The sequence below is a fragment of the Propioniciclava sp. LT432 genome (genome assembly GCF_059515965.1).
The window spans coordinates 88989-110046 of sequence record NZ_JCAKNE010000017.1 but is presented as its reverse complement, the minus strand read 5'-3'; the positions used below and the strand labels follow the sequence as shown (position 1 = coordinate 110046).

General features: G+C 69.8%; 24 protein-coding genes. 3 read left to right on the top strand and 21 right to left on the bottom strand.

Features of this window, described 5'->3' with window-relative positions; genetic code table 11:
* Nucleotides 1–152: 152 nt before the first annotated feature.
* The gene (locus AC5YDV_RS11170; RefSeq protein WP_496182203.1) at nucleotides 153–1523 is read right to left on the bottom strand and encodes an IS1380 family transposase; all 1371 of its coding nucleotides are present in this window, start codon (nucleotides 1521–1523) and stop codon (nucleotides 153–155) included.
* Nucleotides 1524–1955: 432 nt separating this feature from the next.
* Between AC5YDV_RS11170 and AC5YDV_RS11165 the strand changes: the two genes are divergently transcribed.
* Nucleotides 1956–2279, top strand: coding sequence for a hypothetical protein (locus tag AC5YDV_RS11165; protein ID WP_496184644.1), 324 nt, complete (start codon nucleotides 1956–1958; stop codon nucleotides 2277–2279).
* Between the two features lie 56 nt (nucleotides 2280–2335).
* Here AC5YDV_RS11165 and AC5YDV_RS11160 read toward each other — a convergent pair whose 3' ends face one another.
* Entirely contained in the window at nucleotides 2336–2698 is a 363-nt protein-coding gene (locus AC5YDV_RS11160) for a type II toxin-antitoxin system death-on-curing family toxin (RefSeq protein ID WP_496184645.1), read from the bottom strand.
* A complete protein-coding gene (locus AC5YDV_RS11155) occupies nucleotides 2695–2898 on the bottom strand; it encodes a CopG family transcriptional regulator (protein WP_496184646.1) in 204 nt (67 codons plus the stop codon). Before AC5YDV_RS11155 ends, AC5YDV_RS11160 begins: the two co-directional genes overlap by 4 nt.
* Nucleotides 2899–3165: 267 nt before the next feature.
* Between AC5YDV_RS11155 and AC5YDV_RS11150 the strand changes: the two genes are divergently transcribed.
* Complete coding sequence (locus tag AC5YDV_RS11150; RefSeq protein ID WP_496184647.1) at nucleotides 3166–3507, top strand: hypothetical protein; 342 nt, start codon at nucleotides 3166–3168, stop codon at nucleotides 3505–3507.
* A gap of 139 nt (nucleotides 3508–3646) precedes the next feature.
* On the opposite strand, the gene AC5YDV_RS11145 is transcribed toward AC5YDV_RS11150, so the two are convergent.
* From AC5YDV_RS11145 to AC5YDV_RS11085, 13 genes are all read right to left on the bottom strand, one after another.
* Complete coding sequence (locus AC5YDV_RS11145) at nucleotides 3647–3943, bottom strand: hypothetical protein (RefSeq protein ID WP_166233269.1); 297 nt, start codon at nucleotides 3941–3943, stop codon at nucleotides 3647–3649.
* A complete protein-coding gene (locus AC5YDV_RS11140) occupies nucleotides 3940–4170 on the bottom strand; it encodes a hypothetical protein (RefSeq protein WP_232550274.1) in 231 nt (76 codons plus the stop codon). The genes AC5YDV_RS11145 and AC5YDV_RS11140 overlap by 4 nt, the downstream gene beginning before the upstream one ends.
* Nucleotides 4130–4531 (bottom strand): cation efflux transmembrane domain-containing protein, encoded by a 402-nt coding sequence (locus AC5YDV_RS11135; RefSeq protein WP_496184674.1) that lies wholly within the window; start codon nucleotides 4529–4531, stop codon nucleotides 4130–4132. The genes AC5YDV_RS11140 and AC5YDV_RS11135 overlap by 41 nt, the downstream gene beginning before the upstream one ends.
* 79 nt (nucleotides 4532–4610) lie before the next feature.
* Entirely contained in the window at nucleotides 4611–4943 is a 333-nt protein-coding gene (locus AC5YDV_RS11130; RefSeq protein ID WP_496184648.1) for a heavy-metal-associated domain-containing protein, read from the bottom strand.
* A gap of 65 nt (nucleotides 4944–5008) precedes the next feature.
* Nucleotides 5009–5251, bottom strand: coding sequence for an SHOCT domain-containing protein (locus AC5YDV_RS11125; RefSeq protein ID WP_028707587.1), 243 nt, complete (start codon nucleotides 5249–5251; stop codon nucleotides 5009–5011).
* 115 nt (nucleotides 5252–5366) lie between these two features.
* Nucleotides 5367–5987, bottom strand: a complete 621-nt coding sequence (locus AC5YDV_RS11120) for a peroxiredoxin family protein (protein WP_166233266.1) — start codon at nucleotides 5985–5987, stop codon at nucleotides 5367–5369.
* A gap of 5 nt (nucleotides 5988–5992) precedes the next feature.
* Entirely contained in the window at nucleotides 5993–6970 is a 978-nt protein-coding gene (locus AC5YDV_RS11115; protein ID WP_496184649.1) for a cytochrome c biogenesis CcdA family protein, read from the bottom strand.
* Nucleotides 6970–7293: a thioredoxin domain-containing protein gene (locus tag AC5YDV_RS11110; protein WP_166233264.1), complete on the bottom strand. Its 324-nt coding sequence runs from the start codon at nucleotides 7291–7293 to the stop codon at nucleotides 6970–6972. Before AC5YDV_RS11110 ends, AC5YDV_RS11115 begins: the two co-directional genes overlap by 1 nt.
* A 130-nt stretch (nucleotides 7294–7423) precedes the next feature.
* A complete protein-coding gene (locus tag AC5YDV_RS11105; protein WP_496184650.1) occupies nucleotides 7424–8044 on the bottom strand; it encodes a DUF305 domain-containing protein in 621 nt (206 codons plus the stop codon).
* A 100-nt stretch (nucleotides 8045–8144) separates the two neighbouring features.
* Nucleotides 8145–9320 carry a YibE/F family protein gene (locus AC5YDV_RS11100; RefSeq protein ID WP_496184675.1) on the bottom strand — a complete coding sequence of 392 codons (1176 nt, stop codon included), beginning with the start codon at nucleotides 9318–9320 and terminating at the stop codon, nucleotides 8145–8147.
* A gap of 187 nt (nucleotides 9321–9507) precedes the next feature.
* On the bottom strand, nucleotides 9508–9969 hold the full coding sequence (locus AC5YDV_RS11095; RefSeq protein WP_051208216.1) for a hypothetical protein: 462 nt from the start codon (nucleotides 9967–9969) through the stop codon (nucleotides 9508–9510).
* 46 nt (nucleotides 9970–10015) lie between these two features.
* Nucleotides 10016–11599 carry an apolipoprotein N-acyltransferase gene (gene lnt, locus AC5YDV_RS11090; RefSeq protein ID WP_496184651.1) on the bottom strand — a complete coding sequence of 528 codons (1584 nt, stop codon included), beginning with the start codon at nucleotides 11597–11599 and terminating at the stop codon, nucleotides 10016–10018.
* 28 nt (nucleotides 11600–11627) lie between these two features.
* Complete coding sequence (locus AC5YDV_RS11085; protein WP_496184652.1) at nucleotides 11628–12401, bottom strand: prolipoprotein diacylglyceryl transferase; 774 nt, start codon at nucleotides 12399–12401, stop codon at nucleotides 11628–11630.
* 249 nt (nucleotides 12402–12650) lie between these two features.
* Between AC5YDV_RS11085 and AC5YDV_RS11080 the strand changes: the two genes are divergently transcribed.
* Nucleotides 12651–13250, top strand: coding sequence for a DUF305 domain-containing protein (locus AC5YDV_RS11080; RefSeq protein WP_496184653.1), 600 nt, complete (start codon nucleotides 12651–12653; stop codon nucleotides 13248–13250).
* A 105-nt stretch (nucleotides 13251–13355) separates the two neighbouring features.
* Here the strand turns inward: AC5YDV_RS11080 and AC5YDV_RS11075 are convergent, their stop codons facing one another.
* The 5 genes from AC5YDV_RS11075 to AC5YDV_RS11055 form a co-directional block, all read right to left on the bottom strand.
* On the bottom strand, nucleotides 13356–13700 hold the full coding sequence (locus AC5YDV_RS11075; RefSeq protein ID WP_496184654.1) for a metal-sensitive transcriptional regulator: 345 nt from the start codon (nucleotides 13698–13700) through the stop codon (nucleotides 13356–13358).
* Complete coding sequence (locus tag AC5YDV_RS11070; protein ID WP_496184655.1) at nucleotides 13672–16440, bottom strand: heavy metal translocating P-type ATPase; 2769 nt, start codon at nucleotides 16438–16440, stop codon at nucleotides 13672–13674. The genes AC5YDV_RS11075 and AC5YDV_RS11070 overlap by 29 nt, the downstream gene beginning before the upstream one ends.
* A gap of 103 nt (nucleotides 16441–16543) precedes the next feature.
* On the bottom strand, nucleotides 16544–18988 hold the full coding sequence (locus AC5YDV_RS11065; protein ID WP_496184656.1) for a heavy metal translocating P-type ATPase: 2445 nt from the start codon (nucleotides 18986–18988) through the stop codon (nucleotides 16544–16546).
* Nucleotides 18989–19077: 89 nt separating this feature from the next.
* A complete protein-coding gene (locus AC5YDV_RS11060; RefSeq protein ID WP_496184657.1) occupies nucleotides 19078–19395 on the bottom strand; it encodes a hypothetical protein in 318 nt (105 codons plus the stop codon).
* Nucleotides 19396–19499: 104 nt separating this feature from the next.
* The gene (locus tag AC5YDV_RS11055; RefSeq protein ID WP_496184658.1) at nucleotides 19500–21005 is read right to left on the bottom strand and encodes a multicopper oxidase family protein; all 1506 of its coding nucleotides are present in this window, start codon (nucleotides 21003–21005) and stop codon (nucleotides 19500–19502) included.
* Nucleotides 21006–21058 lie beyond the last annotated feature (53 nt).

Sequence of the window (21058 nt, the reverse complement as noted above, 5' to 3'; positions counted from 1 at the left end):
CCTGAATCCACCGATTGACGTCTGAGGGTGTTTGTGCTTGTAGATGTGGTGTTCGGGCGACCGTGCGGTGGCTTTCGGGCAGGGGTGATCGCCCGGTCTGTCCGGGCTTTCCACTGGGGTTCCTTGGTCGTGACGGTCGGGGGCTACCGGGTTCAGGTGGTCATGACAGCGGTCCAGAGCCGCTGCCACCCGCTGGCCCAGGGCCAGCGGGTGGGCAGGTGCAGCCGTATTCGTCGTGCCGAGGTGGCTACCCGGGCCGGGGTGTGGATCAGGTGGGCGCGGATGGTCGCGGTCTCGGCCCGGGCGTACCGGCCGCCGGCGGTGACGCCGAGGGCGCGGGTGAGGTTGAACGCGATCGTGGCGATGGCGAGCCAGGCGGCGTTGGCGTTGAACGATTTCGACGGCAGATGGGCCAACGGGCCGGCTTTCAGATCGGCGAACACCTGCTCGATGACCGCGTGCCCCCGGTGTGTCTTCTCCGCCTCCACCAGAGGGGAGCTCTGGTTGGTGAACACCGCGTGGTAACGCCACACCTCGAACAAGCCATCCTGGGCAGCCGCGGCCAGCTTCTTGGTGTTGCGTTCGGGGACCCTGCGCACGATCAACCGGGCGGTGACCTGCCCGGTGGCCCCATACGAGGTGAACGCCGTGTAGCCGACTTCGGCGACCTCGGCCGAGGAGATCAACTCCCCAGTATCGGGGTCGGTGATCGCGTTCGGGTACACGATCGGGGTCCACGCCTGATCGTCGATGGTCGCGATCGCGGCACGGACCCCCTTGTTGAGCCGGGCACCGATCGAGAATTGGCAGCCGGCCTTCACGATCGCCGCGACCACAGACTGCTGGTAGTAGGCCGAATCCGCCCGGACCAGCACCTGCCCTGTGACCCCCGCTCGACGCAGGGTGGCGATCGCGTCACGGACCAGCCGCACCGCGCCGTGCGCCGACGCTGCTGCGCCCCGACGCAGCCGAGCGGCCACGATCACCGGTGCAACCTCCACCCCGGACACGGTCGCCAGTTGGGCGTTCAACCCGCGCACCCGGGTGTAACCGTGCTCGGCGCCCTGCTTGGAGCGGCCGTACACCGGTTTGATCGTGTCATCGACATCCAGCCACACGATCTGACTGTCGGGTAGCAGGCCCGGCACCCGGTCAGCCAGTCGGCACAAGGTGCGGGCGGCGACCGCGTCGAGTTGGCGGACGTGCCCGAACCGGATCGACCGCAGAAACGTGCCCAGCGTCGAGGGAGCCCGCACCCCACCGAACAGCTTGCCCATCGCCCCGTGACGCAGCACGTCCAAGTCGTCGATGCTGTCCGCGCCGGCCATCATCCCGGCCAACACCGAGGTCAGCTTCAACCCGGCGCAACCCTTCGCGCCGGGCACCGTCAACAACCTGTCAGCCAGCCCCGCCAGGCCGAGCTGGTCCGCAAGCGCGATCGCGGGCACCAGTCCAGCGGACCCGACCAAGTTCGGCTCATCGAACGATGCCGACATCCGACCAACAGTGTAAGACAGTTGCATCTCGGAAGTGCCCTTCTTGGCGGGAGCCACGGAACCTTAGACAAGTCCCATTCTCCCTTACCAGAGGGCATTTCCTCGTTTACCCCGCCCTCACAGAGATGGTGGATTCAGGCTTAGCCATGCAGAGCTACTCCGTGCGAAACCGGGAATACCGGCAGCGCCTCGGCCGCGGAAACCGCCCCGCCAGGGATCTCGGTGTGCCCGTGCTTTAGCGGGGTGACTCGCTGGTGTGGCAGGTGGAAGGACGATGCAGCGGAGAGGCTGCCCTCAGGTAGGCATCAATAGCGGGCTGGCGCCTCCGCTTGTGGACGCGCGGCGCGGGTGAACGGGCCTCCTGGATCACTTGCCTCACCAATCGATCCTGACCGGGAACGTCCTGAAGTGCCGCCGACAGGCAGTCTCGCCTGCGGGACTGTAGGCCATACTCGTCTGATGGACGACGTGTTCGCCGGATGCGCTGCGGGCGAGTTGCGGGATGGCCTGCGGAGCGCTCGGGACCTCGCGGACATGCTGCATCTCGTCGAGGAGCGCGTGGCACCCTACTGCGTCGCCGCTCGCAATGCGGGGCAGACGGAGGACGGTCTCGCCGTGTCCTTGGGCGTCAGCCGGGAGTTTGCGCGGGCCTTGTGTGCGCTCGATCCCGTGGCGGCCATCGTGGCCCTGGTGAGTCCGCAGGAGGTCGGCGTGGAGAACCTCCCCTCATCTCAGACCGCTGCCGAGGGCTGGTTCATCGGATGGGCATCTGAGAAGCACTGAGGGCGACCGTCGATCACGTTGGCTGGGTGTGCTCGAACATCCTCAACTCCTGCTGGTCAGTGCCACGCGGCGAGGCGGGTCGCCACCTCGTGGTAGTTGGCGGTCCCGCTGGCGACGGCGATCACCAGTTCGTAGGCATCGTCGTCGGGCGCGTCCAGGTGGATGTTGTTAAGGCCGTAGAACACCACGACTGTGAGCCAGCCCAGGCGTTTGTTCCCATCCACCAAGGCGTGGTTGCGGACCAGTGACTCCAGCAGCACGGCTGCCTTGTCATCCAGGCTGGGGTAGGCGTCCCGGCCGAAGACGCTGACACGCGGTCGGTGGACCGCGGAGTCGAGCAGCCCGATGTCGCGGACGGGTCCGACGCCGAGATCCTCGACCAGCGACAGGACGTCTTCGAGCGTGAGGTACTCGGTCACTGACCCAGCCGGTCGAGCAGGTCGCCGTAGCGAGCCCGAGCCACGGCGGACAGGTGCCGCACCTTGTCCTCGCGGACCCTGCGGGCGGCGGCTTCCCGGATCGCGCGCACGGTGGCTTCCTGTTTGCTGACGCCCTCGGCTTCGGCGAGCAAGGCGAGGGCCTTCTCGTCCTCGGGTTCCAATCGGAGTGTCATCGCCATGCGCCCATGATACCAGCCTGGTATCACTCGCTCATGCCGCGATGAGCGACTGACGGTCAGTGTTGGCTCGCACCCAGTCTCACGCGGCGTTCTCGTTGATGGGCCTACCCTGTTGGTGTCTCTTCTGGCTGACGCCCCCAATTCCGAGGAGCCGACCGTGGTCCGCTGTGCAGTGCGTCTGTTCGTCCGGCGGGTGTTGCTGTGAGTCGCCAGAGGTGGACTCCGGACGAGCTTGCCCTCTTGGACGGCCCTGCGAGTGATGTTGAGGTGGCCGAGCTGGTGGGCCGGTCGGTGCATGCGGTGGTGATGAAGCGGTGGCGACGCCGGAACCCTGCTGCGGTGGCTCGGGACCGTGTGTATGCGGAGGAGAACCGGGACCGGAACAAGCGTCGCGCGGTGATCTACAGCCACACGCAGCGGGACAAGATCAACGCTGCTGCTCGAGCTGTCGCGGCAGCGGATCGTGTGGCTGCGACCCGATCGGGAACCTTCACCCCGGAAGAGGATGCGCTGGTGTTGCGTCCCGACCTGACGGCTCGACAGGCGGCCCAGCTGTTGGGTCGAACAGCGGCTTCGGTGGCCCGGAGACGCAAGCGGCTACGCGAATGAAAGGGAGCCGGCGGCCTGTCTGAACCCACCCCCGGGAGACACCGGCCACCGGCCCCTCACCTCAAGGCTAGCCGCCCGCCGGCGGACGCCCCCGGGGGGGCGTCGGCCTCGGTTGCTGGCCTCGTAGTGGCCAGCCACGTCACCAACGGGGGTCGGTCCAGGTGGGGCTGTTGGCGGCCTTGGACACGGCTTGCTTGCTGACGCCGAGGGCTTGGGCGATGTCGGCCAGGGAGCGGGTGGTCAGCATCTCCCGGATGGCGGCGGTTCGGACCGCTGCCAGGTCGCTGGCCTGTTCCTTGAGGGCGTCCTGCAGGTTCAGGGTCCAGCGGGCGATCCCTTCCGGACCGCCGTAGCGTTCCGACCAGCCCTCATCGGCGTTGGCGACCTCGCGCAGGAACTGGCCCGGGTCGGCCGCGGGTTCGTTCTCGGCGCTCATGCCGTCCGCCACTCCCCCCGCTCGGCGCGGGCGGCCAGGTCGTGCAGGGCAGCGGCCAGTTCGCGCATACGCCGCACGTCATCGAACCCCTCACCGAAGCACAGCCACCGATCCGGTTCCTCGAACGCCGTCTGCTCGATCAGGATGCCGGGCTCCCCATCGGGAGACGTCCCGACGCTGAACTCGTCACTGGGGCCGATGGTCACGTACTCGAAGTCCTGGCTCACCACGTCCGCCTTTCCTCGCCTGTTTGGTCGTCTCGATTGTCGCGGGCGCCGCTGACGCTTTCCGGTACGCACGCTCCCCCACTCCTCGGGGGGCAACGCCACCCTCGACGACTGCATACACCCCCACCCCTAGCAGGACCGCGGCCTGGGCGCCAGCGGCCAGCACTTCGGCACGCCGCCAGCCCCAGGTGCGTTCGGGGGTGGGTGGCCGCAGGGCGAGGTTGGTGGCGATGAGCGCCATCAGCAGCCCCGACGCGGCCGTGAGCATGTAACCGGCGTCGACCAACAACGCGAGGCTGTTGGTCCACCACGCGCCGATGACCTCGGCGACCAGGATGGCGGCAGTGATCCCGACCGCGATCGTGAGCTTGCTGCGATGGGTGCCCTACGACGCGTGGGCGTGGTCGGCGCTCATGCTGGTGCTCTGTCCAGGGCGGGCGTCAGGGCAGGTGCGTGAGCTCGGGTCCGCCAGCTTTGCTGTGGATCAGGGGAGACCACGAGCGAGCGTCCTGTCCCCGGAGGGGCCGGCGGTGACTGCGGCGGGCGATGTAGTCGAAGCCGATCTCGTCGACCAGGGCTCGGATGTCCTCGGCGCTCACGGCTTCCGCGGGGGCGATCGTGAGGGACGATTCACCCGCAGGCTCAAGGTCGACGGTCACCTCCCGAACCCCGGGCTGTTGTCGGACGCGCTCCATGAGCAGGACGAGGCAGTCCGGGCAGGTCAGACCGCTCACCCCGAAGGTGCTGACTCTCCTGATCGTGGCCCTCGTCACGGTGCGCTCCTTGGGTGTAGTTCGTGGCATGTAGGAGGGCGGGGTCGGCGCCCCCCCGGCAGGGTTCAGCGTTGGTCGTTGAGGATCCGTCGGCGCTGCTGGTAGTCGTCGGGTTCGATCTCCCCGCGAGCGAGGCGTTCGTCCAGCAGTTCCAACGCGGTCGGCCGCTCGCGCTGGGGCCTGGGCGCCTCGACGCGGCCGATCCTGCTGATGGACCACACCAACAGAGCGATCAGGACGACGAGGATGAGCGTGCTGATCCCCATTCCCAACCACATCCCCCAGCCGCTGTTGTCTCCCCACATCATCATTGGTTCCCTTCTTGAGCTGGCCTTAGGGCCAGGGTGCTGCGTCGACGGCGTGCGGCCCGTCTGCGGTCGGTCAAGATCGCTACAAGGTCGGCGGCGCAGCGTTCGCGCCCGTTCACAGGCGGCTGGTGGCTTCGTGCAGGAGTTCGGCGGGGTCGAGCCACATGGAGGGGTAGTTGCCGTGCCAGAGCTTGTTGCCGTCGGCGTCGATCAGGACGAAGCCGTGCCCGGGCAGGCCTGGGTGCATGCCCTTGTCGAGGGTGTCGTAGGCCTTCGAGACCGTGCCGTCGTCGAGCAGGTAGGGGGTGGTGACGCCGAAGCGGTCCAGGTCGGGTTGGATCTGGGCGGCGGTGTTCATCACGATGGGGAGCACGGTGATGCCGGCTGCGGCGAAGCCCGGCTCCTGCTCGATGAGGGCCATCTGCTGGGTGCAGGAGCCGCAGCCGGCGCCCTCGTTGAAGTAGAGAAGCACGGGCTGGCCGCGGTAGTCGGCCAGGGACACGGTGGTGCCCGCGGTCGTAGGCAGGGTGAACGCGGGCGCCTGGCCGGACGGGCCACCCTCGACGGGGCGGGCGCTCCACAGGCCGAACCCGACGAGGGCGACGATGAGCGTGGTCAGCAGTCCGGTCGCGATTCTGAACAGGCGGCGACGCTTGGTCTCCTTGGCTGATTCGCGTGCCCGTTGGTCCCGGAGCTGCTGCCGGCGGCTGATGGTGGTGCGCTGGTTGCTGGGCATGGTCGTCAGTTCCTCGCGGTGTCGTGGTCGGCGATCGGCTGGTCGGCGTCGGTCGTGCTGTGGCAGTGCGGCAGGGTGGGGTCGGCGTCGGCGTGCTCTTCGGCTCCCTGGCGCGCGTCGCGGCGGCGGTCGCGGAGCGTCGTCCAGACGAAGACCCCGGCCAGCGCGAGCAGTGCGGCGCCGAGGACGGGGTCGGGGACGGGAGCCAGCCAGCCGAGGACGGCCTGCGCGGCTTGGGTGACCCAGTCGCCGGCGGCGAGCTGGACCCAGGTGCCGGAGCCGGTCATCGTCGCCGTGCCAGCGAGGGTGATGACCCAGACGCCCATGATGACGAAGGCGACCGCGACGAGCAGGTTCACGCTGTTGGTGTGCAGCGTGCGGCCGGCGACGGTCACCCTGATGGGCTTCGCCCGGCCCCAGCGTCGTTCGTTGAGGCGGGCGGCATCCCACACGAGTGCCATGACCAGCAGCGGGATGACCATGCCGAACACGAACGCCAACCCGAGCACCAGTCCCCCGAGCGGGTTGCCCGAGAGGGCGGACAGGGTCATCACGCCTGCCAAGACGGGGGCGCAGCAGCTGGACGCGATCCCCGAGAACACGCCGAGGCTGAAGAAGGTCGCCGTGTCACCGCGGGTGGTGTCGGGGGCGCGCAGCATCGACGGCATCGACCACATCCGGCCGCTGAGGGCCAGCAGGCCGAGGCCGATCATGAGCAGGCCACCGGCCCAGTACAGGATCACGTGGTACTTGGCGATCGCACCGGCCAGCAGACTCACCCCCAGCGTGATCGGGACGAGGACGAGCGCCAGGCCTGCCGCGAAGACGAAGGTCAGCGGGAGGAGGCGCCACCGGTTGTTCTTCACCGCAGCAGCCAGATACGAGGGGGCGAGGAAGACGATGCAGCACGGTGCGAACAGTGCCACCGTGCCCGCGAAGAAGGCGGCCAGGATGCTGCCAGTGGCCAGGAGTTCCGAGCCCATCACGAGGCCTTCCGTGCCGCGAGGGCGCGGTCGAGCTTGCGGCGCGGGAGGCGTCCGGCGCTGAGGAACGCGCCGTCGAGCAGCACGAGGGGGAACATGGCCGGGCGGTGTTGATGGAGGAGCTTCTGGCCCTGCGGTGATTCGGCGTCCACCTGGTCGAGCAGTAGCTGCCCTTGGGTCGCGCGGTTCAGGAGTTCCGTGTGGGCGTCCTCACAGAGGTGGCAGGCCTCTGCGGTTACCAGGGTGACCATGGGCGACGCAGCCCGGTCGGTCTGGTGGCCGACCCGGGCCCAAGTGTTGTTCGTCGTGTTCACGACGACCATGGTGGTTCCCCTCACCGGGGGGACCGGTCAAGGCAGCCTCAAGATCTCGTCTGGCCTGAGAACAGCATGTGCGGTCGTCCGAGGGCGAGGGGCCGGCAGCACCTGCCGGCCCCTCGCCACGGTCGGGTTCCTACGCTGATGCGAGCAATCCCTGCATCTCCTCGATCTCTGCTTCCTGGTCGGCGATGATCTTCTGCGCCAGCTCGATGGCTTGCGGGTCGCGGCCGTCGGCGAGTTGGGTCTGGGCCATCTCGATCGCTCCTTGATGGTGGGCGATCATCGAGGTGAGAAACTGCCGGTCGAAGTCGGCGCCCGATAAGCCTCGCAGCTCGGCCATCACCTCTTCCTGGCTTCTGCCGTCCATGTCCATGCCCGAGTGGTCCATCCCGGCCATGTCGCTGTTGGCCGGCATCGGATCCTCGCCCCACGCCGAAAGCCAGCCGCTCATGGTCTCGATCTCGGGGCCCTGGGCGGCCGAGATGCGTTCGGCCAGGGCCTGGACGTCCGCGCTCTGGGCCTGCTGGGCGGCGAGGTCGGCCATCTCGATCGCACCCTGGTGGTGCACGATCATCATCTGCGCGAACGCGGTGTCTGCCTCGTTGTGGGCGGCCGCATTGCTCGGGTTCGCTGACCCTGCTGTCGTCAAGGCTGGGCTGGGAGTGGCCGCCGGCGTGGCCGAGCACGCCCCCAGCATGGTCGCCGCTACCGCGGCGCCCATCACGATCGTGACCCACTTCGGTGTTGCGCTCATGGTTCTCCTGTTTCTCGCAGACAATCGGCCGCACCCCCGAGGGAAGCGGGGCACCCGCCGTCTTTCAAGGCTGCGCAACGAAGCTTGGCCATACCTTGACCTAGATCGCTCTCCGGGGGCGTCGGGCTTTGGTGCCGGAGTCGGCGACGTCCCGACCCGACCCACCGCCGGCTGCGGCCGCGCCGGCAACGGTGAGGGCGGCCACGCCGGTGGTGAGGGGAACGCTCAGCACGAGCCCGATGCCGCTGCCGAGGGTGCGGATGATCTCCTCGGAGAACTGCTCGGTCGACAGCAGCAGGTTCAGCGGCTGCTCGTACAACGACAGCAGGAGCAACAGCGACAACGCGGCGCCGGCGTACGCGAACACGATGGTGTAGATCGTCGAAGCGATGTGGTCGCGGCCGATCCGCATGCCCGAGGCGAACAACTGGCCCCGGCTCAGGTGCGGCCCGGCGGCCCGGACCTCCCACACCGACGACGCCTGCGTGATCGTCACGTCGTTCAGCACGCCCAGGCCCGCGATCACCAGACCACAGGTGAGGATGTCGGGGAAGTCGAGGTCACTGAGCAGGTTGGTCAGCGCGAGGGTCTCCTCACTGGAGATGCCGCTCAGCCGGGCCATCGAGACGCCCAGCGCGCCGAGGCCGGTGGTCACCAACAGGCTCAACCAGGTGCCGACGAACGCTGACGTGGTCCGCCACGACACCCCATGGGCCAGATAGAGCACCACGAACATGATGGCGGTCGACCCCACGATCGCCACCCACACAGCCGGCTGTCCCGACGTGAGGGCCGGGATCATGAACCCGAACAGCACCACCCCGGACACCACCAGCCCCAGCAGCCCGAAGAAGCCCTTGCGGCCGGCGACGACCAGCACCGCCACCACGAACAAGACGGTGAAGATCGCCAGGACCGGGATCCGGTCGACCGTGATCAACGACCATCCCCCGGGCACCCCCTCGGTGGCGCCGACCTCGGCCACGTGGACGCCGTCGCCGGGCTGCAGGCCGCTCCACGCGGTCTCTCCCACCAGCTCCACGTCCACGAGTTCGCCCGCCCGGCGGTCCAGTTCGACCTCGGCGACGAGGCAGGCGTGCTGGACACCGGCGTCCGGCCCCGTCGCGGGGGCGCCGGGCACGGCCGGGCACGGCTCGATGCTCGTGATCTGCCCGCGGACCGGCACGATCCCCTCGGCCGTCAGCACCGAACCCTCCGGCAGGACGCGTTCGGTCGGCCACAACCAGACCAAGCCCGCCATGGTGATCGCCGCCACGACGGCCAACAGCACGAGTGTCGCGAGCGGGCCGTCCGGGAGACGCGCACGTCGGCGTCCACCCCATCATGCCCGTGGTGGTGATGGTGACCCCCGCTCATGGGGTGGCCACCGGAGGGACGAGGCGAGGTGTGGTCACGATCGTCCAGCGTGGCAGCCAGCGCATGAGCCGGAGGTCAAGGCCGGGTCAAGATCTGGTCTGGTTCGTGTCTGGGTGGTGCCCGTCGTGTTCCTCCAGCGGCTGGCCGGTGGGGCCAGTGGTCGCCGCGGGCTGGGGTGCGACGGGTGTCGGGTTGAGGGCGGGCCCGATCACGAACGCGGACAGTGTGAACAGGCTGGTGAAGGCGATCGCCCCCAGCGCTGGCGCCTTCCAGGTGCCGAACCGTTTCCGGAGGCGGTTGAGCATCGGGATGCTGAGCAGCATCCCGGCTGCGTAGAGCACCGTGTTGCCCACGACGCCGGTCAGGAGGGCGGCGCCGGCGAGGAACCCGACGTGGTGCAGGACATGCGGTGCGAGCCCGAGCAGGGCCCCGAACGTGGCTCGGGTGGCCGCCCACGCCCCGGCGGCGCGGGCCCGCCACGGGGTGGCCGCGGTGACGCTGTCGGCGGCCAGAGTAGATGCCGGGGGGTCGGTCAGGCTGGTGTCCATACCGTCGAGGGTGCGTGACGTCGGTGTGGTGTCGGCCCGGCTCTGGTCAAGATCCGACCAAGGGATGAAAGCGCCTGCGCGGCGAAGGCGTCAGCGTGAGCGCCGTGATCCAGAGCGCGGCGGCCACGGTCGCGGTGACCTCCAGGGGGGTGGCGAGCCAGCTGGCGGTGGTGGTCCCGGTGCGCAGGCCGAGTTGCACCACTCCAACGGCGGGACCCGGTTCGGTGACCTTCATGGTGACCCGACCGGTGGGATCGATGAGTCCGGTGATGCCGCTGGTGGTGACGACGAGGGTGTCGCGGCGCAGTTCCGCTGCCCGGGCCCGGGTGATGGCGAACTGTTGCTCGATCTGGGCGGTGCCCTGGTACATGGCGTTGTTGCTTTGCACGATGACGGCCTGCGCGGTGGCGAGGTCGTGCACGACGGGGTCGAAGGCGACGTCGAAGCAGGCCAGCACGCCGAGGCTGATCGAGCGTCCGTCGGGGAGCTGTACGTCGAGAAGACCCGGATCAGTGCCGGCCACGGACTGGGCGCCGACGTAGCGCAGGGCAGGGATCAGCGGCAGCAGCACGTCTCGGAACGGGATCCATTCGCCGAACGGGACGATCGAGCGTTTCTGATAGGTGGGCCCGATCCGGCCGTCGGGTTCGCGCCATTGGGCGGCGGTTCGCCGCTGGCGGGGTCCGGGACCGTCGAGGATGGCGCCGACCAGCACGGGACGCCCCACGGCCGCGACGGACTGCTCGACGAGCTGGCCGGTGCGCTGGTCGGTGTCGGGGTCGAGGTCGGTGGCGTTCTCGGGCCACACGACGAAGTCGGGGGCCGGCAGGCGGCCGGCGTCGATCGCGGCGGCCAGTTCGCGGGTGGCCCGTGCTTGGTTGGTGGTGATGGTGCGAGGCGGGCCGAGGCCGTAGACGCCGCCGCCGGGTGCGCCACCCTGGACCCAGCCCGCGGTGACGACGCCGTCAGGGGGCGGGGTCGGGGTCACGGTACCGGCGGTGGCGGCGCCGGTGACGACGACCAGCCACGCCGCGGACCAGGCCAGGCGCCGCCTGGAGGGCCCCAGCAGGATCCAGGCGCCCAGCTGTCCCGTGAGGACCACGGAGAAGCTGACGCCTGCCACCCCGATGAAGGGGTACAGCCCGGCCAGGGGCGAGTCGATCTGGGTGTAGCCGAGCCGCAGCCAGCCGAAGCCGCCGAACGGGACGCGGGCGGCGAGGAACTCCACGCCCAACCAGGCCAGGGCTGCCAGTACGGGCCAGCCGCGGCTCCGGCCGGCGGCGCGGACCAGCACGGCCGTGACCGCAGACCAGCTGGAGGAGAGCAACAGCAGCCCTACCAGGGCGGCCGGGTGGATGGCGGCCATCCAGCCCAGGGTTGGTCCGGACAGGCCAAGGCCGTAGGCCAGCCCCACGGCAGCCGCAGCCCGGAGCGACGTGCTCCGGTGCACGGCGACGGTGAGCACCATGACGCCAAGCGGTGGGGCGAGCCACCAGCCCAGCGGTGCGACACCCGTGCCCGTCATCAACCCCGCCGCACCCGCCGCCCCCGCCGCGACCAGCGGTGCCCAGTGACGCGGCCACCGCTGCCGGGCCCATGACGCGTCCCGTGCGGTCCGCAGGGTCGTCATCGCGGGCGTGGCCGTCTCACCGAGTGGATCACACGCGTGCCGCCTCGATCGGGTGTGCGGCGGCGGGCTCGGGGGTCCGCTGCCGGCGGTCGACAGCGATCAGCATGACGCCGGCGATGATGCTGAGCACGCCGAACAGTTGCGCTTCGGTGAGGCCGAGCAGGACGCGGTCGTTGACCCGGACGATCTCGACCAGCAGTCGCGCGGCCCCGCTGAGGGCGAGGTAGCCGCCGAACACTGACAGCGGCAGCCAGCGGCGGGCGAGCAGCCAGAGCACGGCGGCGATCGCGAACGCGCCGGCAGCCTCGTACAACTGGGCCGGGTGAACCGGGACGGTCACCGGCACGACGCCGTCCGGGAAGGCCATCCCCCAGGGCAGGTCGGTCGGCGTGCCGTAGGTGCCATCGCCCGCCAGGAAACAGCCGATCCTGCCGATCCCGTACGCCACCGACAGCGGGAGCGCGGTCGCGCCGGCCACGCTGGCCAGAGGCAGCCGGTAGCGGCGGGTCAGGACGACGACGGTGAGGATGCCGCCGATCAGCCCGCCGTACCAGACGAACCCCGAGCTACCGAGCAGGTGCCAGCTGAACTGGGCGCGGTTGTCGATCAGGAAGTACACCTTGGCGGCCACGAACCCCCATACCGCCGCCCACAGAACCAGCGAGTGCGCCTGCTCCACCGGGAAGCCGAGCCGGCGGAAGGCCCGGCCGAGCAGCCACGCGGCGACCAGCGCCGCGAGGGCCTTGCTCACCCCGTACGACTGGATCTGGATTCCGAACACTGAGAACAACACCGGCCACACGGCGAGACTCCTCCATCAAGCGACGCACCCGCGCGGCACGCCGGCTCCCACTGTCGCGGGCCGGGGTCAAGGGCCCCCTGAGCGGCAGCCAAGATCACGTCAAGAAGCCGATGAAACTGGGCGGGGGTGCCTGACGAAAACCTCAAGATTCGGCCAAGAACCCCGATCCGGGGCTCGACGCCGCGAAACCCCGGTGGGTAGCGTCGATGCCCATCCTCACACCTGAGGGGAACAACCAAGGGAGGCATGATGGAACACACGAACCTGACCCGACGGGTGGCGTCCGGCTTGACTGCGGCCCTGCTGGCGACCGGCGCACTGACCGGGGTGGCGGTGGCGGCCGCACCACCGGCACAGGCGAGCGCACCGGCGGCGTCCGATCAGGCGGCCCGGTTCGAGGTCGACTTCCTGACCGGGATGATCGACCACCACCACATGGCGGTGATGATGGCCGAGATGTGCGTCGAGAAGGCGGTCCACGACGAGCTCGCAGCGACGTGTGAGTCGATCGTGGCCACCCAGTCGGCCGAGATCGCGACCATGCAGCAGTGGCTGGAGGACTGGTACGGCATCTCCCACGAGCCGGACATGACTGGGATGCAGTCGATGCACCGGTTCCACGACCTGGACGGCGAGGAGTTCGAGGTGGCGTTCCTGCGGTCGATGATCCGCCACCACTGGGGGGCGATCCGGGAGGCCGAGAAGTGCCTGGCGAACGCCGAGCACGACGAACTGCTGACCCTGTGCACCGACATCCGCGAAGCCCAACTGGCCGAGATCGCGCAGATGCAGGACTGGCTGCAGGAGTGGTACGACCGGCCGGGCGGCCGACCGGTCGGCACGGCCTGATCGTCGCCCTGCCCCCCGCGGGCGGCCCGACGCGGCGTGACGCGGAAAGGGCGGGTGGGTCGCGCGTTCGCGACCCGCCCGCCCCTCTTCACACGCAGGACTGCTTCAGGTGCGCAGCAGCCGCCCGATGGCCCGGAGGGCCTGCTGCACCTGTTCGGCCTGCTCGTCGGCCACGGTGGTGGCTGCCCCCCGTTGCAGGCAGTCGCGGAGGTGTTCGTCGACCAGCACCAAGGCTGCGGCGTCGAGGGCGTGGGTGACAGCAGCCACCTGGGTGAGGATCGCGATGCAGTCGGCGTCGCCGTCGACCATCCGGGCGATCCCGCGGACCTGCCCCTCGATGCGCCGCAGCCGGCCCAGCAGGGCGCGTCGGGTCCGTGAGGCCGACGCACTCCCGTGGGCTGCAGGGGCGGAAGCGCCCGGGTCAGTGGTGGCCGGCGCCGGAGGGTCCATGCGCGTAACGGTGCGGGTCCGCGTCGAAGGTTTCGGCGCAGCCTTTGGAGCAGAAGTAGATCGTGGTGCCGTCGTGGTCGCGGGTGGCGGCCGCGTCGGTCGGATCAATCTTCATGCCGCAGACCGGGTCGACGACCTTGGCGGTGGTGTCCTTCTTCTTGCCGAACAGGCCGAACATGGTGGTTTCCTTTCGTTGGGTGTGGTGTGAGGCTTCGACGCTGCCGCCGACCTCGACGAGCGGGTCGACGCCGGCCACCTGGGTGGTGGCGGCCAGTGGGCGGGGGGTGAACCGGCGGAGCCGGTTGGCGTTGGCGACCACCGACAGCGACGACAGTGCCATCGCGGCGGCGGCGATGATCGGGCTGAGGGTGATCCCGAACGCCGGATAGAGCACGCCGGCGGCGATCGGGATGCCCAGGATGTTGTACAGGAACGCGAACACCAGGTTCTGCTTGATGTTGCGCATGGTGGCCCGGGACAGGTCGACGGCGGTCACGATGCCGGCCAGGGCCCCCGATACGAGGGTGATGTCGGAGGACTCGATCGCGACGTCGGTGCCGGTCCCGATCGCCGACCCGACGTCGGCCTGGGCGAGGGCGGGGGCGTCATTGATGCCGTCGCCGACCATGCCGACCACCTTGCCGTCGGCCTGCAGGCGCCGGACCTCGGCGGCCTTGTGGTCGGGCATCACCTCGGCGACGACGCGGGTGATGCCGACCTGGCGGGCGATCGCGGCGGCGGTGTGCCGGTTGTCACCGGTCATCATCACGACCTCGATGCGGCGGGCCTGGAGGGCGGCGACCGCCGCCGGGGCGCCTTCCTTGAGGGTGTCGGCCACGGCCACCACGCCGGCTGGGCGTCCGTCGACTGCGACCAGCATCGCGGTCTTGCCTTCGCCGGCCAGCCGGTCGTGGGCGGCGAGCAGGACGGCCGCGTCCACCCCGAACGCGTCCAGCAGCCGGCGATTGCCGACCAGCACGCGCCGCCCGTCGACCCGCGCCATCACCCCTTGGCCCGTGACGGACTCGAACCCGTCGACCTCGGGCACAGCGAGCCCGCGCTCGGTCGCCCCGGCCACGATCGCGGCCGCCAGCGGGTGCTCGGAGGCCCGCTCGACCCCGGCGACAGCGGCCAGGAGGCGGTCCTCACCCCCGTCGGTCACGGGGATGACGTCGGTGAGGGCCGGGACGCCGCGGGTCAGGGTGCCGGTCTTGTCGAGGATGATCGTCTGCAGCTTGTGCGCGGTCTCCAAGGCTTCGGCGGAGCGGATCAGGATGCCGTGCGCGGCCCCTTTGCCGGTGCCGACGGTGATCGACATGGGAGTGGCGAGCCCTAGGGCGCAGGGGCAGGCGATGATCAGCACCGACACGGCGGCGACGAGCGCGAAGATGAACACCGGCGGCGGGCCGACGAGCACCCACGCGACGAAGGTCCACACCGCGATCACGATCACCGCGGGCACGAAGTAGCTGGACACCTGGTCGGCGAGCCGCTGGATGGGCGCCTTGGAGCCCTGGGCTTCGCGGACCAGCTTGATGATCTGGGCCAGCATCGTGTCGGCGCCGACCTTGGTGGCCCGGTAGCGCAGGGCGCCGGTGGTGTTGATGGTGGCGCCGATCACGGTGTCCCCGACGGACTTGGTCACCGGCATGGATTCGCCGGTCACCATCGACTCATCGATCGAGGAGGAGCCGCTGGTCACCTCGCCGTCGACCGGGAGCTTCTCCCCGGGCCGGATCAGCACGATGTCTCCGACCCGCACCTCATCAACGCCGACCTCGAGTTCGGCACCGTCGCGCTCAACCCGGGCGGTGCGGGGCTGCAGCCCGATCAGAGCGCGGATTGCCTCACCGGTGCCGGCCTTCGCTTTCGTCTCGAGCAGCCGCCCGAGCAGGATGAGGGTGATGATCACCCCGACGGCCTCGTAGTACACGTGCCGCAACGCGTCGGGCAGCAGCCAGGGCAGGAACGTGACCACCAGGCTGTAGCCGAAGGCGGCAAACGTGCCCAAGGTGATCAGCGAGTTCATGTCGGCGGTCCGGTGCGACAGCGCCTTCCAGCCGGTCCGGTGGATCGGCCAGCCGGTATAGAACATCACCGGAGCGATCAACGCCAGCTGTAGCCACGGGTTCATCAGGAACTCGGGAACCCACATCGCCTGGAACAACTCCACCGCCATCACCGCGACCAGCACCGGCGCCGACAGCACCGCACCCACCAGCAGGCGGCGGGTCAAGTCGCGGATCTCGGCGGCACGCTCAGCCTCCTCCGCCTCCGCGTCGGGGGCGGTGCCGCCGGCCGCGGTCGTTCCGTCCACCGGCCGGGAGGCCTGCTCCACCACGGTGCCGCCGCCTTGGGTATCGGCCGGGGGGCTCCCGCTGACCCGGACCACCCCGGACACCATGTTCATCCCGCACGCAAAGCGGTACTCCCCCGTTTCGGTGGGAAGGAACTCGACCGCCGTGGTCCGGAACGCCGGCAGCGCTGCGTTGACCTTGAAGTCGGGCATGACCACCCGCGAGGTGCACTCACCGCTCTCCTGCCGGTCGAACAGGAGCCTGACCGGTACGCCCGGGCGGACGCCCTCGATCACGTCCGGGCTGTAGCCACCGTCCACGGTGACCCGCACCACCTGGACGCCGTCCTCCAGGCTCACCTGTCCGGCCCGCTTCGGACCGAAGAAGAACCACCACAACAACCCGGTGACGACCACCGCGCCGCCGATGACGAGCCAACTCATCACAACCACCTCACCCTGTCCTGATACCCCCCAGGGGTACCGCTTCTGGTGTCAGGTTAGGTGGGTCTCGTGTCCGGATCGGCAGGATCGGATCAAGGTCGCGTCAAGATCCCGACGCAGCCTGCGCGGCCGGGGTGCCTGGTCGGCGGTGGTGCTCGTCGGGGAGCCGCAACCGCTTCAGCAGCAGGGCGTTGACAGCGACGATCAGGCTGGAACCGGACATCGACAGCGCAGCGATCTCTGGCCGTAGGGTCAGCCCGACGCCGGCAAACACGCCGGCCGCGATCGGCAGGGCGACCACGTTGTAACCGACCGCCCAGCCCAGGTTCTGCCGCATCTTCCGCAGCGTGCCACGGCCGATGGTCAGGGCGGTCGGCACGTCGAGGGGGTCCGACCGCATGAGGACCAGGTCGGCCGTCTCGATCGCCACATCGGTGCCCGCCCCGATCGCGACCCCCACGTCAGCCTGGGCCAGAGCAGGGGCGTCGTTGACACCATCACCGACCATCGCCACCACCCGCCCCTGGCGTTGTAGATCGGCCACATGGGCGGCCTTGTCGCCGGGCAGCACGTCCGCGATCACCGTGTCGATCCCCAGCTGGGCGGCGATCCGCTGTGCGGTCGCCTGATTGTCCCCGGTCAGCATCACGACCTGCACGCCCTGGTCGTGCAACGCCGCGACCGCCCGGGCGGAGGTCTCGCGGGGGGCGTCCGCCAACCCGATGACCGCCACGATGCGGCCGTCCACCGCTCCGAACACGGCGGTCTGGCCCTGGGCGGCGACCCGCTCGCGGATCGGCCCCGCCGCCGACAGGTCGACACCGAGGGACTCCATGAGCCGCCGGTTTCCGACCGCAACGTCCAGTCCGTCGACGACGGCGGTGGCCCCGTGGCCGGGCACGTTGCGAAACTCGGCAGCCTTACGGGTCGCGACGCCGAGGGCGTCGGCATGGGTGACCACGGCGGCCGCGAGCGGGTGTTCGGATTCGCGCTCCACCGCCGCGACCAGGTCGAGGTGGGGGTCGCCCCCGACGGCGATGACCTGGGTCACCTCGGGTTCGCCGCGGGTGAGCGTGCCGGTCTTGTCCATCACCACCGTGTTGACCTTCGCGGAGGTCTCCAGGGCGGTGGCGTTCTTGAACAACACTCCTCGCTTGGCGCCCAGACCGGTGCCGACCATGATCGCGGTCGGCGTCGCCAGTCCGAGGGCGTCGGGGCAGGTGATGACCACCACCGTGATCGCGAACAGCATCGCCGTCTGGACCGACGCGCCGGCCAGCAGCCAGGCCCCGAACGTGAGCCCTCCTCCGATGATGGCCACCAGCACCAGCCAGAACGCCGCCCGGTCCGCGAGCCGCTGGCCGGGGGCCTTCGAGTTCTGCGCCTGCTGCACCAGCGCGACGATCTGCGCCAGGGCGCTGTCCGCGCCCACCTTGGTGGCCTCCACCCGCAGCGTCCCCGTGGTGTTGATCGACGCCCCCACCACCGCTGAACCGACCGTCTTGTCGACCGGCAAGGACTCCCCGGTCACCATCGACTCGTCCACCTCGGAACGGCCCTCCCGGACGACGCCGTCGACGGGCACCTTCGCGCCGGGACGGACCAGCACCAGGTCGCCGACCAGCACCTCGCTGGTGGGCACGTCGGCCTCGACCCCGTCACGAATCACCGTCGCCATCGGCGGCGCCAGGTCCAGCAACGCCCGGATGGCGTCGTTCGCGCCGCCGCGGGCCCGCATCTCGAACCAGTGCCCCAACAAGACGAACGTGGTCAGCACCGCGGCCGCCTCGAAGAACACCTCGCCACCACCGGTGAGCGTGACGTACAGGCTGTACAGCCACCCGGCGCCGATCGCGATCGCGACCAGCACCATCATGTCCAGCGTCCGGTTCCGCAGGGCGCGGAAAGCCCCGTCGAAGAAGATCCAGCCCGCGTAGAACACCACCGGCAGCGACAACACCAGGGCGAACACCTCGTCCCGCAAACCGAACGGCGCCGGCAGCCCGAAGCCGAGCATGTCGCGTCCCATCGGGGAGAACAACGTGATCGGCACCGACAGCACCGCCGCGACCAGGAACCGGTTGCGCATGTCGGCGACCATGGCGTCCATCGACATCCCCCCATGACCGCCATGACCCATCGCGTCATGCGGCGAGATCCCCACCCCCGCGGCGTGGCTCGCCGCCTGGTCGTGCCCCCCATGACCGTGCGGCACCGTGGTTCCGGGGCCGCCGTGCCGCGCGTGGGCGTCCGGGGCTGCGTGCCCGCCGGGATGACCTGCCGGTTCGATGCGGGGAACGCACACGTGGGTGGGCTGTGACTCGCCGGCACAGTGGTAGCCACACTCGCGCACCCAGCCCTGAAGTTCGGCGACGTCGGTCCGCGTCGGGTCGAACGTGACGGTCGCCGTCTGCGAGATCGCGTTCGCGTCGACCGCCAGCACGCCTGGCCGGGTCAGGAGGGTCTGTTCGACGCCGTGGGCGGTGGTGGCCCAGTGCAGGCCACCCACGTGCAGCACGACCGACTCGGCGGTGGAGTTCAGGTTCATCACATTCTCCTGTCAGGGCGGACGGGCCATCGCCGAGCCACTCGGGGGATCGGGGTGGCTCGGCGATGGGGTTCGTGGGGGTGTCGGGGTCAATGCTTGTGGCCGCCAGCGGAGCCCTGGTTCATGAACAGCATCATCGCGCCCATCATCGCCATGCACAGCAGGGCGTAGCCGATGACGCCGCCGCCCGCCGCCCCGGTGGCGACGAGGAATCCGACGACAGCCAGCATCGGGGCGCACATCAGCAGGTGCATCCACCACCGGTGCCGCACGGGCTGGGCCGTAGGGGCCTGCTGCCCAACGGGCGGTGCCGGGGTGGTCGGCGCGAACGGGTCGGCGGCGAACCGGTCGTACGGGTCGTTGCCGGCCGGCGGGGCGGTGCGGTGGTCGGTGTGGTCGTGATTCATGGCAGGGACTCCTTGACGTTGGTCGGATCGTTACACCAACGAGGCTGGTCGACGAAGGTCGGGTCTGGTTGTGGGAACCGTCAAGGTCGCGTCAACGTTCCCGCTCAGCCGCGGTAGAGCAGGCCGATCATCATCCCGGCCTCGGCGTGATAGATGTTGTGGCAGTGGACCATCCAGTCACCGACGTTGTCGGCGTCCAGCTCGAGCGCCATCGACTGCATCGGCGCCAACAGCACCGTGTCCTTCCGTAGCCCTGTCGGCAGCGCGAACGTGTGCCCGTGCAGATGCAGGGGGTGGGTCATCATCGTCATGTTCATCACGTTGAGCCGCAGCCGTTGCCCCTCACGCACGGTGAGCGGCTGGTTCTGCCCGAACGGGGCCCCGTTGATGCCCCACCGGTACGGGCTCATCGACCCCTCCAACGACATGTGCGCGGTGGCGTCCGGCGATCGTGAAGGCAGCCTCACCGACTCGTGGGGACGCAGGTCGGTGGCCAGCAGGATGCGCCCGGCCAGTTCGGCGGGCGACACGTCGGGGCCGGGGGCCTGACCCGAACCGGTCCTGACCAGGGCCAAGCCCTGGCCGCCCTCGGTCTTGCCGAACGGACGAGCCACCAGGGGGAACACGCCGTCGTCGAGGGTGACGAGGGCGTCGTAGCGCTCGCCCATGCCGAGGTAGAGGGCGTCGACCTCCTGCGGTTCCACGGGGAAGCCGTCGCTGTGGGTGACCGTCAGTCGGTGCCCGCCGAGGGCCACGGTGAAGATCGTGTCGGACGCCGCGTTGATCAGCCGGATCCTGATGCGCTGGCCCGGCTTGGCCTCGAACGTGTCGGGTGCGGTGGGGACGCGTCCGTTGATCAGGAAGTTGGGGTAGGTGACGTCGCCGGCGTCGCCCCACGGTTGCGGAGCGTTGCCGCCACCGTGACCGCCGTGGTCCATGCCCCCCATCCCACCCATGCCGCCCATGCCGCCGCTGGGGGCGGGGCCGCCGTCGGCGATCAGCTTCGCGAGGACGTCGTCGGGGGTGCGGCCGGTGCCGTCGACCCAGTCGTCGAGGACGACCACCCACTCGGCGTCGTAGGCTCCCGGCTCGTTCGGGTCGTCGACGATCAGGGGGGCGTACAGGCCACGGTCGAGTTGGACGCCGACGTGCGGGTGGAAGAAGTACGTGCCGGGATCCGGCGCGGTGAACTCGTAGGTGAACGACCCGCCGGCCGGGACCGGGTCCTGGGTCATGCCGGGCACCCCGTCCGCCTTGTTGTGCAGCCGGATCCCGTGCCAGTGGATGGTCGTGTCCGCGGGCAACTGGTTGTCAAGACGTATCCGGAGGAAGTCACCCGCGGTAGCCCTCACGAGCGGACCGGGCGCGGTGTCGCCGTAGGCCCAGGTAGGGACGGTGGGTCCGCCGAGGTCGAGGGTCACAGGCTTGGCGGTCAAGACCTGCTCGACGATCCGTTGCCCGGGTCTCGGGGTGGCCGGCGGGAGCGTCGGCATCGGGCCAGACGCGGAGGGGACGGGGCCGGCGGCCGGCGCGGAGGTGCAGCCCGTCAGGGCGGCGGCGCCGAGGCCGAGTCCGCCGAGCAGGAGCGTGCGTCGGGACATGCCAGTCATGGGTGCCTTTCGATGGGTGCTATTCGAGACGTTGAGGAGGAGTCGGTCCGGGC